We start from the raw sequence: 14,472 nt of genomic DNA, 5'->3' as shown, positions 1-14,472 counted from the left end.
GCGGAGGATGCCGCATATGCAATGGGGGACGGCGGCTTTCCGGGGATGGTATCGGTTGCGAGCGGCAACTGGCCAAGAGCCAGCGCCAATCCGTGGCCGAACCACGATGACGGGGTGTGATCTTCGTCCTGAAGAAATCCCCTCAAATCGGGCGTTCACCCCTGGATTCGGTACTCCTCCAGTAGTCGCCGACCGATGATCATTTTCTGGATCTCGGCGGTACCTTCACCGATGAGGAGCATCGGTGCCTCCCGGTAGAGGCGCTCGATCTCGTACTCCTTGGAGAACCCGTAGCCACCGTGGATGCGGAAGGCGTCCTCCACCACCTCCTTGCAGTACTCGGAGGCCAGGTACTTGGCCATGCCCGCCTCCAGGTCGTTTCGCTGCCCGGAGTCCTTTTTGCGTGCGGCGTTGACCATCATCGCATGGGCGGCTTCCACCTTTGTCGCCATTTCGGCAAGTTTGAACTGAATCGCCTGGTGCTGGGCGATCGGCTTCCCGAAGGTGTGCCGCTGCTGCGCGTAGGAAACGCCCAGCTCGAAGGCGCGCTGCGCGACGCCGCAGCCCCGCGCGGCCACGTTCACCCGGCCGACCTCGACGCCGTCCATCATGTGATAGAAGCCACGCCCGGTCTCGCCGCCGAGGACCCGGTCGGCGGGGACGCGCAGCCCGTCCATGATCAGCTCGGTGGTGTCCACCCCCTTGTAGCCCATTTTCTCGATCTTGCCGGGAATGGTCAGACCCGGCCGGACCTCGCCGAAGCCCGCCTCCTTCTCCACGAGGAAGGTGGTCATCGACTTGTGCGGCGGGGTGCCCTCCGGATGGCCCTCGTCCGTACGGCACAGCACCGCGACCAGAGTTGACGAACCGCCGTTGGTCAGCCACATCTTCTGACCGGTCAGTACATAATCGCCGCCGTCCGCGACCCCCTTGGACGTGATGGCCGAGACGTCCGAGCCGAGCGCCGGCTCCGACATCGAGAAGGCGCCGCGGATCTCACCGGCCGCCATCTTCGGCAGGAAGTACTCCTTCTGCTCCCGCGTGCCGTGCTGCTTGAGCATGTACGCCACGATGAAGTGGGTGTTGATGATGCCCGACACGCTCATCCAGCCGCGGGCGATCTCCTCCACCGTCAGGGCGTAGGTCAGCAGCGACTCGCCGAGGCCCCCGTACTCCTCGGGAATCATCAGCCCGAAGACGCCGAGTTCCTTCAGCCCCTCGACTATCTGCGTCGGGTACTCGTCCCGGTGCTCCAGCTCGGTGGCGACCGGCAGGATCTCTTTGTCGACGAAGTCACGGACCGTCGAGAGGATTTCCCGCTGGATGTCCGTCAGACCCTCGGTCTGCGCCAGGCGTCCGCTCATCTCACTTCTCCTTCCGGGCCGGTTCCCGCAGTTCCGGACGGCCCGGCTGCTCCCCGCCGCGCTCCTCGACGTACGTGGCGGTGGGCACCATCACCTTGCGCCGGAAGACGCACACCAGGGTGCCGTCCTGCTTGTAGCCCTTGGTCTCCACGGACACGATCCCGCGGTCGCTCCTGGACTTCGACGGCGTCTTGTCGAGCACCGTCGTCTCGCCGTACAGCGTGTCCCCGTGGAAAGTGGGCGCCACATGCTTCAGCGACTCGATTTCCAGGTTCGCGATGGCCTTGCCCGACACATCCGGCACCGACATCCCCAGCAACAGCGAATAGACGTAGTTGCCGACGACGACATTCTTGCCGAAGTCGGTGGTCCGCTCCGCATAGTTGCTGTCCAGGTGCAGCGGATGGTGATTCATCGTGAGCAGACAGAAGAGGTGGTCGTCGTATTCCGTGACCGTCTTTCCCGGCCAGTGCTTGTAGACGTCCCCGACGGTGAATTCCTCATAGGTACGGCCGAACTGCATCGCGCTCACGCCTCCGGGGCTTCGAACTTCGAGGTACGGGTCATACCGGCGGCCCGGCCCTTTCCGGCGATGACGAGCGCCATCTTGCGGCTGGCCTCGTCGATCATCTCGTCACCGAGCATCGCGGAGCCCTTCTTCCCGCCCGCCTCGGAGGTGTGCCACGCGTACGCGTCCAGGATCAGCTCCGCGTGGTCGTAGTCCTCCTGGGTGGGCGAGAAGACCTCGTTGGCGGCCTCGACCTGGCCCGGGTGCAGCACCCACTTGCCGTCGAAGCCCAGCGCCGCCGCGCGCCGGGCGACGTCCTTGTAGCCCTCCACGTTCTTGATCTGGAGGTAGGGGCCGTCGATCGCCTGGAGGTCGTGGGTCCGCGCCGCCATCAAGATGCGCATGAGGATGTAGTGGTACGCGTCCGCGCCGTACCCGGGCGGCTGCTCGCCCACCACCAGCGACTTCATGTTGATGGAGGCCATGAAGTCGGCCGGGCCGAAGATGATGGTCTCCAGGCGCGGCGAGGCGCCGGCGATGGCGTCCACGTTCACCAGGCCCTTGGCGTTCTCGATCTGCGCCTCGATGCCGATCCGGCCCACCTCGAAGCCCATGGCCTTCTCGATCTGGGTGAGCAGCAGGTCCAGCGCGACGACCTGCTGGGCGTCCTGCACCTTGGGCAGCATGATGCAGTCCAGGTTCTGGCCGGCGCCCTCGACGACGGTGATGACGTCCCGGTAGGTCCACTCCGTGGTCCAGTCGTTGACCCGCACGACGCGCGTCTTGCCGGTCCAGTCGCCGTTGTTCAGCGCGTCGACGATGGTGTGCCGCGCCCCCGGCTTCGCCAGCGGCGCGCAGGCGTCCTCCAGGTCCAGGAAGACCTGGTCGGCGGGGAGGCCCTGGGCCTTCTCCAGGAAGCGCGGGTTGCTGCCGGGCACGGCCAGGCAGGAACGGCGCGGGCGAAGGCGGTTGCCACCGGAGGCGGGGGCCGGGGTGGTGGCGGGCGACGGCTGGGTCATGCGGGGACCTCCAGGGGGTCGAGCTTGTTCGCGGTACGGATCTCGTCGACGATACGGCCGATGATCTCCGTGATACCGAAGTCCTTCGGGGTGAAGACGGCCGCCACTCCGGCTTCCCGGAGGGCCGCCGCGTCGGCGGCGGGGATGATGCCGCCCACGATGACGGGGATGTCGGCGGCGCCGCTGCGGCGCAGCCGGGCCAGCACGTCCGGCACCAGCTCGGCGTGCGAGCCGGACAGGATCGACAGGCCCACGCAGTGCACGTCCTCGGCGACGGCCGCCGTGACGATCTGCTCCGGGGTCAGCCGGATGCCCTGGTAGACCACCTCGAAGCCGGCGTCCCTGGCCCGTACGGCGATCTGCTCCGCGCCGTTGCTGTGCCCGTCCAGGCCGGGCTTGCCGACCAGCAGGCGCAGCCGGCCGCCGCCCAGGTCGGCGGCGGTCCGCTCGACCTTCGCGCGGACCGCGGCGAGCGGGGTGCCGGCCTCGGCGGTGACGGCGAGCGGCGCGCCGGAGACGCCGGTCGGCGCCCGGAACTCGCCGAAGACGTCCCGCAGGGCCCAGGCCCACTCGCCGGTGGTGACCCCCGCGCGGGCGCATTCGAGGGTCGCGGCGAACAGGTTCGTGTCGCCGGCCGCGGCCTTCTTCAGGGCCGACAGCGCCTCCTGCGCACGGGCCTCGTCGCGGTTGTCCCGCCACGCGTGCAGCGCCCGCACCACGCCCGCCTCGTTGTCCGGGTCGACGGTCATGATGGCGGTGTCCAGGTCGGCGGTGAGCGGGTTCGGCTCGGTCGACTCGTAGCAGTTGACGCCGACGATCTTCTCCTCGCCCGCCTCGATGCGGGCCCGCCGCTCCGCGTGCGAGGAGACCAGCTGCGCCTTCAGATAGCCCGACTCGACGGCGGCCAGCGCCCCGCCCATCTCCTCGATCCGGGCCATCTCCGCCAGGCTGCCCCGGACCAGCTCCTCGACCTTGGCCTCGACGACGTGCGACCCGGCGAAGATGTCCTCGTACTCCAGCAGGTCCGACTCGTGGGCCAGCACCTGCTGGATGCGCAGCGACCACTGCTGGTCCCAGGGCCGCGGCAGGCCCAGCGCCTCGTTCCAGGCCGGGAGCTGGACGGCGCGGGCCCGGGCGTCCTTGGAGAGGGTGACGGCCAGCATCTCCAGCACGATCCGCTGGATGTTGTTCTCCGGCTGCGCCTCGGTCAGGCCGAGCGAGTTGACCTGGACGCCGTAGCGGAAGCGGCGCTGCTTGGGGTTCCGGACGCCGTACCGCTCGCGGGTGACCTGCTCCCAGATGCGGCCGAAGGCCCGCATCTTGCACATCTCCTCGATGAACCGGACCCCGGCGTTGACGAAGAAGGAGATCCGTGCGACCACGTCACCGAACTTCTCCGGCGGCACCTGCCCCGAGTCGCGTACGGCGTCGAGCACGGCGACCGCGGTGCTCATCGCGTACGCGATCTCCTGCACCGGCGTGGCGCCCGCCTCCTGCAAGTGGTAGCTGCAGATGTTGATCGGGTTCCACTTGGGGATGTGCGCCACCGTGTACGCGATCATGTCGGTGGTCAGCCGCAGGCTCGGCCCCGGCGGGAAGACGTGCGTCCCGCGCGAGAGGTACTCCTTGACGATGTCGTTCTGCGTCGTGCCCGACAGCTTGGCGATGTCGGCGCCCTGCTCCTCGGCGACGACCTCGTACAGCGCCAGCAGCCACATGGCGGTGGCGTTGATGGTCATCGAGGTGTTCATCTGCTCCAGGGGGATGTCCTGGAACAGCCGCCGCATGTCACCGAGGTGCGAGACGGGGACCCCGACCCGGCCGACCTCGCCGCGGGCGAGGACGTGGTCCGGGTCGTAACCGGTCTGCGTCGGCAGGTCGAAGGCGACCGACAGGCCCGTCTGGCCCTTGGCGAGGTTGCGCCGGTAGAGCGCGTTGGACGCCTCGGCGGTGGAGTGCCCGGCGTAGGTCCGCATCAGCCACGGACGATCCTTGTGACGTTCGGTCATGTTGGTCCGTACTCTCGGGGTCCGTCCGGGTCAGACGTTCCGGAACCGGTTGATGGCGTCGATGTGCTCGGCGCGCTTCTCCGCGTCGCGCACGCCCATGCCCTCCTCGGGGGCCAGCGCGAGCACGCCGACCTTGCCCTGGTGGAGGTTGCGGTGCACGTCGTACGCCGCCTGCCCGGTCTCCTCCAGCGGGTACGTCCTGGACAGCGTCGGGTGGATCTTGCCCTTGGCGATCAGGCGGTTGGCCTCCCACGCCTCGCGGTAGTTGGCGAAGTGCGAGCCCACGATGCGCTTCAGCGACATCCACAGGTAGCGGTTGTCGTACTCGTGCATGTAGCCGGACGTCGAGGCGCAGGTGGTGATGGTGCCGCCCTTGCGGGTGACGTACACGGAGGCGCCGAAGGTCTCGCGGCCGGGGTGCTCGAAGACGATGTCGATGTCCTCGCCGCCGGTGAGTTCACGGATGCGCTTGCCGAAGCGCTTCCACTCCTTCGGGTCCTGGGTCCGCTCGTCCTTCCAGAACCGGTAGCCCTCGGCCTTGCGGTCGATGATCGCCTCGGCGCCCATCTTCCGGCAGATCTCCGCCTTGTCCTCGCTGGAGACGACGCAGACCGGGTTGGCGCCGCCGGCCAGCGCGAACTGCGTGGCGTACGAGCCGAGTCCGCCGCTGGCGCCCCAGATCAGCACGTTGTCGCCCTGCTTCATGCCGGCGCCGTTGCGGGAGACCAGCTGGCGGTACGCGGTGGAGTTGACCAGCCCGGGGGCCGCCGCCTCCTCCCAGCTCAGGTGGCCCGGCTTGGGCATCAGCTGGTTGGACTTGACGAGCGCGATCTCGGCGAGGCCGCCGAAGTTGGTCTCGAAGCCCCAGATGCGCTGCTCGGGGTCGAGCATCGTGTCGTTGTGCCCGTCGGCGGACTCCAGCTCGACGGACAGGCAGTGCGCGACGACCTCGTCACCGGGCTTCCAGGAGTTCACACCGGGGCCGGTGCGCAGCACGACGCCCGCCAGGTCGGAGCCGATGACGTGGTACGGCAGGTCGTGGCGCTTGGTGAGCGGGGACAGCCTGCCGTAGCGCTCCAGGAAGGCGAACGTGGAGACCGGCTCGAAGATCGATGTCCACACGCTGTTGTAGTTGACCGAGGAGGCCATGACGGCCACCAGGGCCTCGCCGGGGCCCAGTTCGGGCACCGGCACCTCTTCGACGTGCAGTGACTTGCGGGGGTCCTTCTCCTTGGTGGAGAGGCCGTCGAACATGTCGGCCTCGTCCTTGTGCACGGTCACCGCGCGGTAGGAGTCGGGCAGGGGCAGAGCGGCGAAGTCCTCGCTGGTGCTCTCCGGCGCGAGGATCGCATCAAGTATCTGGTTCACGGTGTGCCTCCGGCGAAGCCTGTCGAGGGAACGGCTTGAGGGAACGTCGGGGGTGGTGCAGAGGCGATGCCGTCGGTTCGGCTGAGGGGTGTTCCGGCAGCGCTGGTGAGCGCGGTGAGGGTGCCTGTGACGCAGGCGTCCGGGCGGGCAGGCACGAAGGGCCTGCTGGGACAGCCGGCGCGCGTGGATCGCTGCGCTCCGGCCGCCCGGACAACATCAAGGTATGACACCGCGTGCCAGCCGACAAGACACTGAGTGCCAACAATTTCTCTCAGTTGTCGCCCAAGGGGCACGCATGAGCGGCCGGGTGTCCGGTCGCTATGGTGAAATGTCGCCTTTTAAGGGGCCAGGCGACAGATGCGGCACCGGCACCGAGGGTGGTGCACACCACCCCCGGCCGCCGTCCGTCCTCAGGGCCGCTGCTTGAGCGCCTTCTCGATCGTGCGCATGACCTCGTCCAGCGGCGCGTCCGTACGGGCCACGGTCACCAGCACCTCACCCTGCTTCGCCGCCCGCGCCGGCGGCTCCTGACGCGCCTCACCGGACCGGCCGCGGCCCGCGCCGATGCCCGTGCCGAAGGTGGCGCGGACGATCGCGAAGGCGTGGTCCAGCTGGGCCTCCACGTCCCCCTCGGCGCCCGCCCGCAGCCAGCGCCGCAGTACGTGGTTGTGCGCGGTGACCACGGCGGAGGCGGCGACCTCCGCGAGCAGCGGGTCGTCGTCGCCCTCATGGTGGGCGCCCTCGTCGAAGTGGCCGAGGAGGTAGCGGGTGAAGAGGCGTTCGTAGCGGGCCACCGAGGCGATCTCGGCCTCGCGGAGGGTGGGCACCTCGCGCGTCAGCCGGTAGCGGGCCACGGAGACGGCGGGGGAGGCCGCGTACATCCGCATGACCTCCTTGATGCCGCGGCAGACCGTGTCGAGCGGGTGCTCGTGCGGCGGCGCGGCGTCCAGGACGGCCTCGGCCCGTACGAGGGTGTCGTCGTGGTCCGGGAAGATCGCCTCTTCCTTGGAGCGGAAGTGGCGGAAGAACGTGCGGCGGGCGACGCCGGCCGCGGCCGCGATCTCGTCGACCGTCGTCGCCTCGTAGCCCTTGGCAGCGAACAGCTCCATCGCGGCGGCCGCCAGTTCGCGGCGCATCTTCAGGCGTTGGGCGGCGGCCCGGCGGGTGCCGGGGGTGGTGGCTTCGGTTCCGTCGGACGGCTGCGTACGGGCGGGCTGGGACATGTGGGGACGGTACTGCATATTCCCGCTGCCTGCGGCATCAGCCGTCGCACGGGCCCCTCCGGGCGGGAGCGGGCCGCCGGGGGGATCCAGCAGCCCGCCCCATCCGCCGCCGGCCGGCGGCCGGGCCGTCCGCCACGCGTCAGCGCCGGGCGTACTCACGGAAGCCGCGGCCGGTCTTGCGGCCCAGGCAGCCCGCGGCGACGAGGTGTTCCAGCAGCGGGGCCGGTGCCAGGCCCGGGTCGCGGAACTCGGCGTGCAGCACCTTCTCGATGGCCAGCGACACGTCCAGGCCCACCACGTCCAGCAGTTCGAACGGGCCCATCGGGTAGCCGCCGCCCAGCTTCATCGCGGCGTCGATGTCGTCCGGGGTCGCGTAGTGCTCCTGCACCATTTTGACCGCGTTGTTCAAGTACGGGAACAGCAGCGCGTTGACGATGAACCCGGCCCGGTCGCCGCAGTCCACCGGGTGCTTGCGCACCTGGGCACAGACCGCGCGCACGGTCGCGTGCACGTCGTCCGCGGTCAGCACCGTCCGCACCACCTCGACCAGCTTCATGGCCGGCGCCGGGTTGAAGAAGTGCATGCCGATCACGTCCTGCGGGCGCGAGGTGGCCCGGGCGCAGGCCACGACCGGCAGCGAGGAGGTCGTGGTGGCGAGCACGGCGCCCGGCTTGCAGACCTTGTCCAAGTGCGCGAAGAGCTGCTGCTTGACCGTCAGGTCCTCCGCGACCGCCTCGACCGCCAGGTCCACGTCGGCGAAGGCGTCCAGCGACCCGGCGGCGGTGACCGCGGCCAGCGCGGTGTCCCGCGCCTCGGCGGTCAGCCGCCCCCTGGCCACCGAGCGGTCCAGCGACCTGCCGATCCGCGCCTTGGCCGCCTCGGCCTTCTCCAGACTGCGGGCCGCCAGCACCACCGGGAACCCGGCCTTGGCGAAGACCTCGGCGATCCCGCTCGCCATCGTCCCGGAACCGGCCACTCCGACACCGCGCACCGGGCGCCCGGCGGCGAGGTCGTGGGTCTCGGCGGGCGACCGGTCGTCCGGCACGACGACCGCGCTGCCCGGCGCCTCGTACGTGTAGAAGCCGCGGCCCGCCTTGCGGCCGGTCAGTCCCGCCTCGGCGAGCTGGCCCAGGATCGGCGCGGGCGCGTGCAGCCGGTCGCGGGAGGCGGCGTACATGGCCTCCAGCACCGTGCGGGCGGTGTCCACCCCGATCAGGTCGAGCAGTGCCAGCGGCCCCATGGGCAGCCCGCAGCCCAGCCGCATCGCGGCGTCGATGTCCTCGCGGGTGGCGTACTTCGACTCGTACATCGCGGCGGCCTGGTTCAGGTAGCCGAACAGCAGGCCGTCGGCGACGAAGCCGGGCCGGTCGCCGACCGCGATCGGGTCCTTGCCCAGCTCCCGGGCCAGCTCGGTGACGGCCGTGACGGCGGCCGGCGCGGTCAGCACGGAGGAGACCACCTCGACCAGCCGCATGGCCGGCGCCGGGTTGAAGAAGTGCAGGCCCAGGACGCGCTCCGGGCGCCGGGAGTCGGCCGCCAGCCGGGTCACGGACAGGGCGTTGGTGCCGGTGGCGAGGATGGCGTCGGGCCGCACGATGTCGTCGAGCGCGGTGAAGACCTGCCGCTTGAGCTCGTAGTCCTCCGGCACGACCTCGATGACGAGGTCCGCCTCGGCGGCGGCCTGGAGGTCGCGGAACGTACGGAACCGGGCCAGCGCGTCCTGCCGCTCGCGCTCGGTGACGCGCTCCCGGCGCACCGCCCGCGCGGTGGACGCCTCCAGGGCCGCGACGGCCCGGCGGGCGGCGGCGTCGTCGATGTCGATGCCGATCACCTCGTGGCCCGCGCGGGTGAGCACCTCGGCGATGCCGGTGCCCATCGTGCCGAGGCCGACGACGGCCACGGTGGCGGGCGTGCGGGGCACCGCGGCGGGCGAAGGGCCGGTGGAGACGGTGGAGACCTTGGGGACGGCGGCGGCGCCGGCCGGGCGGTCGGGTGTGGACTGAGGGTCCATCGCGAGACTCCAGGGAGTGGATCCCGTGCGACAGAGGTTCCCGAAGCGAGGAGGGCCCGTGTGCGCAGGCGGGAAGTGACGACTGAGGAGGGGCCGGGCACATGCACACCAGGCATGGACCGGGCGGGTGTTGCCGCGGCGGGCCCTGTCCCGGGGCCGCGCCGTGAGCGTCGTGCTGGACGCCGAACCGACTGCACGCTGTGGCGGCTGCGTCACCAGGCCGCCGGGGCAGGGGTGCTGCCCGTGCCCAGCAGATTAACTCGCCGGTAACCAACAGCGCCAGGGGTGGCGCCGGGATTTAGGCTGTGGCTCGGGCCACGTCGCACGTACCGTGAGAAATCCGCGGGAGGGAGCGGCAAATGGAAGACGAATTCCACGAGTTGACGGACCGGGTGCGGGCCGAACTCCGCTCCCCGCAGGACCTCGTCGCCTACGAGCGGCTGCTGGGGCTGGCGCGGAAGAACACCCCGGCGGGGCGCGAGGAACTGGCCCGGGTGCTCACCGCGGTCGAGCGCCCGCTGTGGGCGCGGGAGATCGCGGCGTTCATCCTGGGGAGCGCGGGCGACCGCCGCGCCTTCGAGACCCTCGTCCTGCTGCTCAACTACCGCGACCCGGTGCGCTGCGCCACCGCCGCGCACGCCCTCGGCCGCCTCGGCGACCCGCGCACCGCCCGCGCCGCCGCCGCGCTCGCCACCAACCCGCTGCGCACCGCCTACGCCCTGCATCCGGTCCGCCTGCTCGCCGAACTGCGCGCCCCCGAATCCGTTCCCGCCCTGATCGCGACCCTGGAACGCCTCCTCACCCCGCACAACCCGTACTGGCGCGTGGCCCTCGCCTGTGTCGAGGGCCTGGGCGCGCTGGGCGACCGCCGTGCGGTCCCGGCCCTCACCGCGGCCCGCGCCCACCCCCGCCTCGCCGCCGCGGCGGCCGCCTCCCTGGCCCGCCTGGGCGTCCAGGAGGAGCCGGGGGAGCGGGCGGGGTCATGAGGGAGCGCCGGGGGCGTCTCCGGGCCGGAGGCGGGCGCCGCTACGGGCCGGGGGCAGGGCGTGGCCGCCGGCCGGGAGCGGGCGGCGCGAGGGTACGCCGGTAGCGCACCTCCGGTACGGCCGTGCCCGCGACGTCGGAGGTGTCCTCCGCGCCGTCCGCCAGGAAACCGGCCCGCTCGTAGAAGCGGCGGGCGCGCGCGTTGCCCTTGACCGCCCACAGGCTCAGGGTGCGGAAACCGTTCCGCGCGGCCCGCAGCAGACAGGCGTCCAGCAGGGCGCGCCCGACGCCCGTACCGATCTGCTCCGGAGGGAGGTAGAGGGCGTACAGCTCGCCTTCGGACGTGCTCGGCGGGCTCCCGCCGGGCAGGCGGGCCGGGCCGAAGACGGCCCAGCCGACGAGGCCGCCGTCCCGCTCGGCCACGAGATCGACCACCTCGGGCGGCGCCGCGGCGAAGAACGCGCGCCGGCGTCCGGCCTCCTCCGCCGCGCTCAGGCCGTCCAGGTACGTCTGCGGCATGAGCCCCGCGTAGGCGGTCTGCCAGCCGCGTACCCGGATGGCCGCCACCGCGTCGATGTCGTCCGCGGTCATGTCCCGTATCCGCACGGTGTGCATGTGCCGGAGGCTATGCGGTTGACCTTGCCACTGGCGACAACGTTTCAGACTGCGGCGCATGAGCACGGAACAGCCGCGTGAGCGGCAGCAGGAGCAGGGCTGCGTCGTCGTCGTGACCGGGGCGGGGACCGGGATCGGGCGGGCGACGGCGCGGCGGTTCGCGGCGGGCGGGGACCGGGTGGTCGCGGTGGGCCGCCGCCCCGGACCGCTGGCCGAGGCGGCGGACGGGTACCGGACGATCGAGCCGTACGCCGCCGACATCACCGCCGACGGGGCCGCCGAGGAGATCGTCGAGTTCGCGGTACGGCGGCACGGGCGGGTGGACGTGCTGGTCAACAACGCCGGGATCGTGGGCAGCGGGCGCCTGGGGACACTGACCCGGGAGCGGATCGCACCGCAGCTCGCGACGAACCTGGTGGCACCGGTGCTGCTGACACAGGCGGCGCTGCCGCACCTGGAGGAGACCGGCGGGGTGGTGGTGAACATCAGCACCTCGGTCGGTCAGCGGGCCTGGCCGGGGAACGCCGTCTACGGCGCCACGAAGGCCGGACTCGAACTGCTCACCCGCAGCTGGGCGGTGGAGCTGGCGCCGCGCGGCGTGCGCGTCGTGGGGGTCGCGCCCGGCGCCATCGACACCCCGATCGGCGAGCACCAGGGGCTGTCGGCGCAGCAGCGGGAGGCGATACGGGAGTGGCAGGTCGGGCACACGCCGCTGGGGCGGGTGGGGCGGCCGGAGGAGGTCGCGTGGGCCGTCGTACAGCTCGCGTCGCCCGGGGCGTCGTTCGTGACGGGGGTGATCCTGCCGGTCGACGGCGGGGCGGTGGTCGCCTGACGCCCGCTGCCCGCGCGGCCCGTCCGCCCGGCCCGCCCGGCCCGCCCGGCCGTCCGACCTGCGAGCAACCGCCCTCTCGCGGGCGTTGTCGGTACCTGCTGCTACAACAATGGCGGGAGGTGGGGCCGGTGCGGATCGGTGAGCTGGCGGCGGTGACGGGGGCGTCCCCGCGGGCCTTGCGGCATTACGAGCGGGCGGGACTGATCGCGTCGGTCCGCGCGGACAACGGATACCGGACGTACGACGCGGGCGCGGCCGTCCGCGTGCGCAACATCCGCCATCTGCTGGACGCCGGACTGACCCTGTCCGACGTGGGCTGCTTCGCGGCCTGCCTGGACGGCGACATGACGACGGCACCACCGTCGGCGGAGGGGCTGCGCATAGCCCGCGAGCGGCTCGCCGTCATCGACGAGCGGATAGCCGCGCAGACCCGGGCCCGGGACCGGCTCGCCCGCGCCCTCGCGACGGCCGGGGCGTAGTCCGGCGGGTGGTCACAGCAGCGCCAGCTGCGTGTGCGCGGGAGCGGGACCGTGCGGGGCCGGTGTGCCGGTGGCCCGCTCCCGTGGTGTGCCGGGTGCCGGCCGGGTGATGCGCCGCGCCTCCCCGGCGCGGGCGGGGCCGATACCGTACTCGGCCGCCAGGTCGTGCACCTGGCGCGTGATACGGCGCTGGTACCACTTGGGGGCGTACGCGCCGTCCGCGTACATCCGCTCGTAGCGGCCCACCAGATGCGGGTGGTGCCGGGCCAGCCAGGCCATGAACCACTCCCGGGCGCCGGGGCGCAGATGCAGGACGAGAGGGGTCACGGACGTGGCGCCGGCGGCCGCGACGGCCCGGACGGTCGCGCGCAGCCGGCCGGGGGAGTCGCCGAGGAAGGGGATCACCGGTGCCATCAGGACCCCGGCCGGGATGCCGTGGCGGGCCAGGGTGCGCACGACGTCCAGCCGGCGCTCCGGTGCGGGCGTGCCGGGCTCGACGGTGCGCCACAGCTCCCGGTCGACGAAGCCGACCGAGACGGACACGCCGACGTCGGTGACCGCGGCGGCCTGCCGCAGCAGATCGAGGTCGCGCAGGATCAGCGTGCCCTTGGTGAGGATGGAGAAGGGGTTGGCGCGGTCGCGGAGGGCGCTGAGGATGCCGGGCATGAGCCGGTAGCGGCCTTCGGCGCGCTGGTAGCAGTCGACGTTGGTGCCCATGGCTATGTGGTCGCCGTGCCAGCGCGGTGCGGCCAGCTCGCGCCGCAGCAGCTCGGGCGCGTTGACCTTCACCACGATCTGGGAGTCGAAGCCCAGCCCGGTGTCGAGGTCGAGGTAGCCGTGGGTCTTGCGGGCGAAGCAGTACACACAGGCGTGGGTGCAGCCGCGGTACGGGTTCACCGTCCGTTCGAACGGCATCCGGGAGGCGCCGGGCACCTGGTTGATGATCGAGCGGGCGCGCACCTCATGGAAGGTGATCCCCCGGAATTCGGGGGTGTCGACCGTACGGCTGACGACGTCCGTGCCGAAGAGGGCGGCGGTCCGCTCGCCCAGATTCTCCCAGCGCATCGCGCTTCCTCCTGCGTCCCTCGGCCCCCCGGCGGTCTGTCCCCGGCTGTGTCCCGGCGCCACGGCTCCCCCGCCCGGGCGCTGTTCCCCGGGGCCCGGCGGCCCCGCTGTCGGCGATAATAGAACAACTGTTCCCATGTGGCCTGTCAAGCCACGCCCCGGACGCGTCGCCGGGCCGGGGGCCGCCTGTACGGCGGGGCGTCCACCGGTCCGGGGCGCGCCTAAGGTGGTGTCCCTGCGGCGCGGCACGGCGCCGGTCGTACCCGCGGGGCCGCGGGTACGGCAGACGAGCACCGGAGGAAGAGACACATGGGCCAGGTCGAGGCCACCACGCAGCGCGAGATCGCGGCGGACCCGGAGGACGTGTTCGACGCGCTCGCCGACTACAGCGGTACGCGCCGCAAGCTGCTGCCCGAGCACTTCAGCGAGTACGAGGTGCGCGAGGGCGGCGACGGCAAGGGCACCCTCGTCCACTGGAAGCTCCAGGCCACCAGCAAGCGGGTGCGCGACTGCCTGCTGGAGGTGGACGAGCCGGCCGACGGGCAGCTGGTGGAGAAGGACCGCAACTCCTCCATGGTGACGACCTGGGTGGTCACCCCGGCCGGCCAGGGCCGCGCGAAGGTCGTCGTCACCACGACGTGGCAGGGCGCGGGCGGCATCGGCGGCTTCTTCGAGCGGACCTTCGCGCCCAAGGGGCTGGGCCGCATCTACGACGCGGTGCTCGCCAACCTCGCCACGGAGATGGAGAAGTAGCCCGCCCCCGCCGACGCACCGGGCGCCGCCGCGGCCCCTCCGGGAGCCGCGGCAAGCTCACCGGTTCGGGTGGTTTCCGGCGGCCCGCCGTCCGTGCCGGAACGTACCGCCACCTCCGGGAAACCCCTGATGGGCGCCCGACGGGCGCTCCCGGCACCGTAGTTGGGCCCGGCGCCACCCCGCGCACCCCCGTCCACCGCGCTTGAACGCCCTCGTCGCCCGGTGCGAGAAAGGGGCGGTGG

The 14,472-nt window shown here is 71.8% G+C and carries 12 protein-coding genes and 1 pseudogene; 4 read left to right on the top strand and 9 right to left on the bottom strand.

Features of this window, described 5'->3' with window-relative positions; all coding sequences use genetic code 11:
* Positions 1 to 155: 155 nt before the first annotated feature.
* The 7 genes and pseudogenes from ACH4FX_RS22410 to ACH4FX_RS22380 form a co-directional block, all read right to left on the bottom strand.
* Entirely contained in the window at positions 156 to 1,364 is a 1,209-nt protein-coding gene (locus ACH4FX_RS22410; RefSeq protein ID WP_398481519.1) for an acyl-CoA dehydrogenase family protein, read from the bottom strand.
* Position 1,365: 1 nt separating this feature from the next.
* Positions 1,366 to 1,887: a MaoC family dehydratase gene (locus ACH4FX_RS22405; RefSeq protein ID WP_398481652.1), complete on the bottom strand. Its 522-nt coding sequence runs from the start codon at positions 1,885 to 1,887 to the stop codon at positions 1,366 to 1,368.
* Between the two features lie 5 nt (positions 1,888 to 1,892).
* The gene (locus tag ACH4FX_RS22400; RefSeq protein ID WP_398481517.1) at positions 1,893 to 2,891 is read right to left on the bottom strand and encodes an HpcH/HpaI aldolase/citrate lyase family protein; all 999 of its coding nucleotides are present in this window, start codon (positions 2,889 to 2,891) and stop codon (positions 1,893 to 1,895) included.
* Positions 2,888 to 4,918, bottom strand: a pseudogene (locus ACH4FX_RS22395) (protein meaA); the annotation flags it as partial. The pseudogene ACH4FX_RS22395 and the gene ACH4FX_RS22400, both read right to left, overlap by 4 nt.
* A gap of 12 nt (positions 4,919 to 4,930) precedes the next feature.
* Entirely contained in the window at positions 4,931 to 6,268 is a 1,338-nt protein-coding gene (ccrA, locus tag ACH4FX_RS22390; protein WP_398481515.1) for a crotonyl-CoA carboxylase/reductase, read from the bottom strand.
* Positions 6,269 to 6,678: 410 nt separating this feature from the next.
* Positions 6,679 to 7,491, bottom strand: coding sequence for a TetR family transcriptional regulator (locus tag ACH4FX_RS22385; protein ID WP_398481513.1), 813 nt, complete (start codon positions 7,489 to 7,491; stop codon positions 6,679 to 6,681).
* Positions 7,492 to 7,630: 139 nt separating this feature from the next.
* The gene (locus ACH4FX_RS22380; RefSeq protein ID WP_398481511.1) at positions 7,631 to 9,502 is read right to left on the bottom strand and encodes a 3-hydroxyacyl-CoA dehydrogenase family protein; all 1,872 of its coding nucleotides are present in this window, start codon (positions 9,500 to 9,502) and stop codon (positions 7,631 to 7,633) included.
* A gap of 359 nt (positions 9,503 to 9,861) precedes the next feature.
* Between ACH4FX_RS22380 and ACH4FX_RS22375 the strand changes: the two genes are divergently transcribed.
* Positions 9,862 to 10,488 (top strand): HEAT repeat domain-containing protein, encoded by a 627-nt coding sequence (locus ACH4FX_RS22375; protein WP_398481509.1) that lies wholly within the window; start codon positions 9,862 to 9,864, stop codon positions 10,486 to 10,488.
* A 40-nt stretch (positions 10,489 to 10,528) separates the two neighbouring features.
* Here the strand turns inward: ACH4FX_RS22375 and ACH4FX_RS22370 are convergent, their stop codons facing one another.
* Positions 10,529 to 11,101, bottom strand: coding sequence for a GNAT family N-acetyltransferase (locus ACH4FX_RS22370; RefSeq protein WP_398481507.1), 573 nt, complete (start codon positions 11,099 to 11,101; stop codon positions 10,529 to 10,531).
* Between the two features lie 58 nt (positions 11,102 to 11,159).
* On the opposite strand from ACH4FX_RS22370, the gene ACH4FX_RS22365 reads away from it, so the two are divergent.
* The gene (locus ACH4FX_RS22365) at positions 11,160 to 11,933 is read left to right on the top strand and encodes an SDR family NAD(P)-dependent oxidoreductase (RefSeq protein WP_398481506.1); all 774 of its coding nucleotides are present in this window, start codon (positions 11,160 to 11,162) and stop codon (positions 11,931 to 11,933) included.
* Between the two features lie 128 nt (positions 11,934 to 12,061).
* Positions 12,062 to 12,412 (top strand): MerR family transcriptional regulator, encoded by a 351-nt coding sequence (locus ACH4FX_RS22360; RefSeq protein ID WP_398481504.1) that lies wholly within the window; start codon positions 12,062 to 12,064, stop codon positions 12,410 to 12,412.
* A 12-nt stretch (positions 12,413 to 12,424) separates the two neighbouring features.
* Here the strand turns inward: ACH4FX_RS22360 and ACH4FX_RS22355 are convergent, their stop codons facing one another.
* Positions 12,425 to 13,477 (bottom strand): Rv2578c family radical SAM protein, encoded by a 1,053-nt coding sequence (locus ACH4FX_RS22355; RefSeq protein WP_398481502.1) that lies wholly within the window; start codon positions 13,475 to 13,477, stop codon positions 12,425 to 12,427.
* Positions 13,478 to 13,786: 309 nt separating this feature from the next.
* Here ACH4FX_RS22355 and ACH4FX_RS22350 point away from each other — a divergent pair, with 309 nt between their 5' ends.
* Complete coding sequence (locus ACH4FX_RS22350; protein ID WP_398481500.1) at positions 13,787 to 14,230, top strand: SRPBCC family protein; 444 nt, start codon at positions 13,787 to 13,789, stop codon at positions 14,228 to 14,230.
* The last annotated feature ends 242 nt before the right edge of the window (positions 14,231 to 14,472 follow it).

Origin of the sequence: Streptomyces sp. NPDC018019, from assembly GCF_044327805.1 — a bacterium.
Lineage (GTDB): Bacteria > Actinomycetota > Actinomycetes > Streptomycetales > Streptomycetaceae > Streptomyces.
This window is presented reverse-complemented; position numbering and strand designations above follow the sequence as displayed.

Coding starts and splice junctions, on each gene's coding strand:
- ACH4FX_RS22370 (WP_398481507.1), bottom strand. CDS start 11,101: ATGCACACCGTGCGGATACGGGACATGACCGCGGACGACATCGACGCG.
- ACH4FX_RS22400 (WP_398481517.1), bottom strand. CDS start 2,891: ATGACCCAGCCGTCGCCCGCCACCACCCCGGCCCCCGCCTCCGGTGGC.
- ACH4FX_RS22350 (WP_398481500.1), top strand. CDS start 13,787: ATGGGCCAGGTCGAGGCCACCACGCAGCGCGAGATCGCGGCGGACCCG.
- ACH4FX_RS22410 (WP_398481519.1), bottom strand. CDS start 1,364: ATGAGCGGACGCCTGGCGCAGACCGAGGGTCTGACGGACATCCAGCGG.
- ACH4FX_RS22375 (WP_398481509.1), top strand. CDS start 9,862: ATGGAAGACGAATTCCACGAGTTGACGGACCGGGTGCGGGCCGAACTC.
- ACH4FX_RS22365 (WP_398481506.1), top strand. CDS start 11,160: ATGAGCACGGAACAGCCGCGTGAGCGGCAGCAGGAGCAGGGCTGCGTC.
- ACH4FX_RS22380 (WP_398481511.1), bottom strand. CDS start 9,502: ATGGACCCTCAGTCCACACCCGACCGCCCGGCCGGCGCCGCCGCCGTC.
- ACH4FX_RS22385 (WP_398481513.1), bottom strand. CDS start 7,491: ATGTCCCAGCCCGCCCGTACGCAGCCGTCCGACGGAACCGAAGCCACC.
- ACH4FX_RS22405 (WP_398481652.1), bottom strand. CDS start 1,887: ATGCAGTTCGGCCGTACCTATGAGGAATTCACCGTCGGGGACGTCTAC.
- ACH4FX_RS22355 (WP_398481502.1), bottom strand. CDS start 13,477: ATGCGCTGGGAGAATCTGGGCGAGCGGACCGCCGCCCTCTTCGGCACG.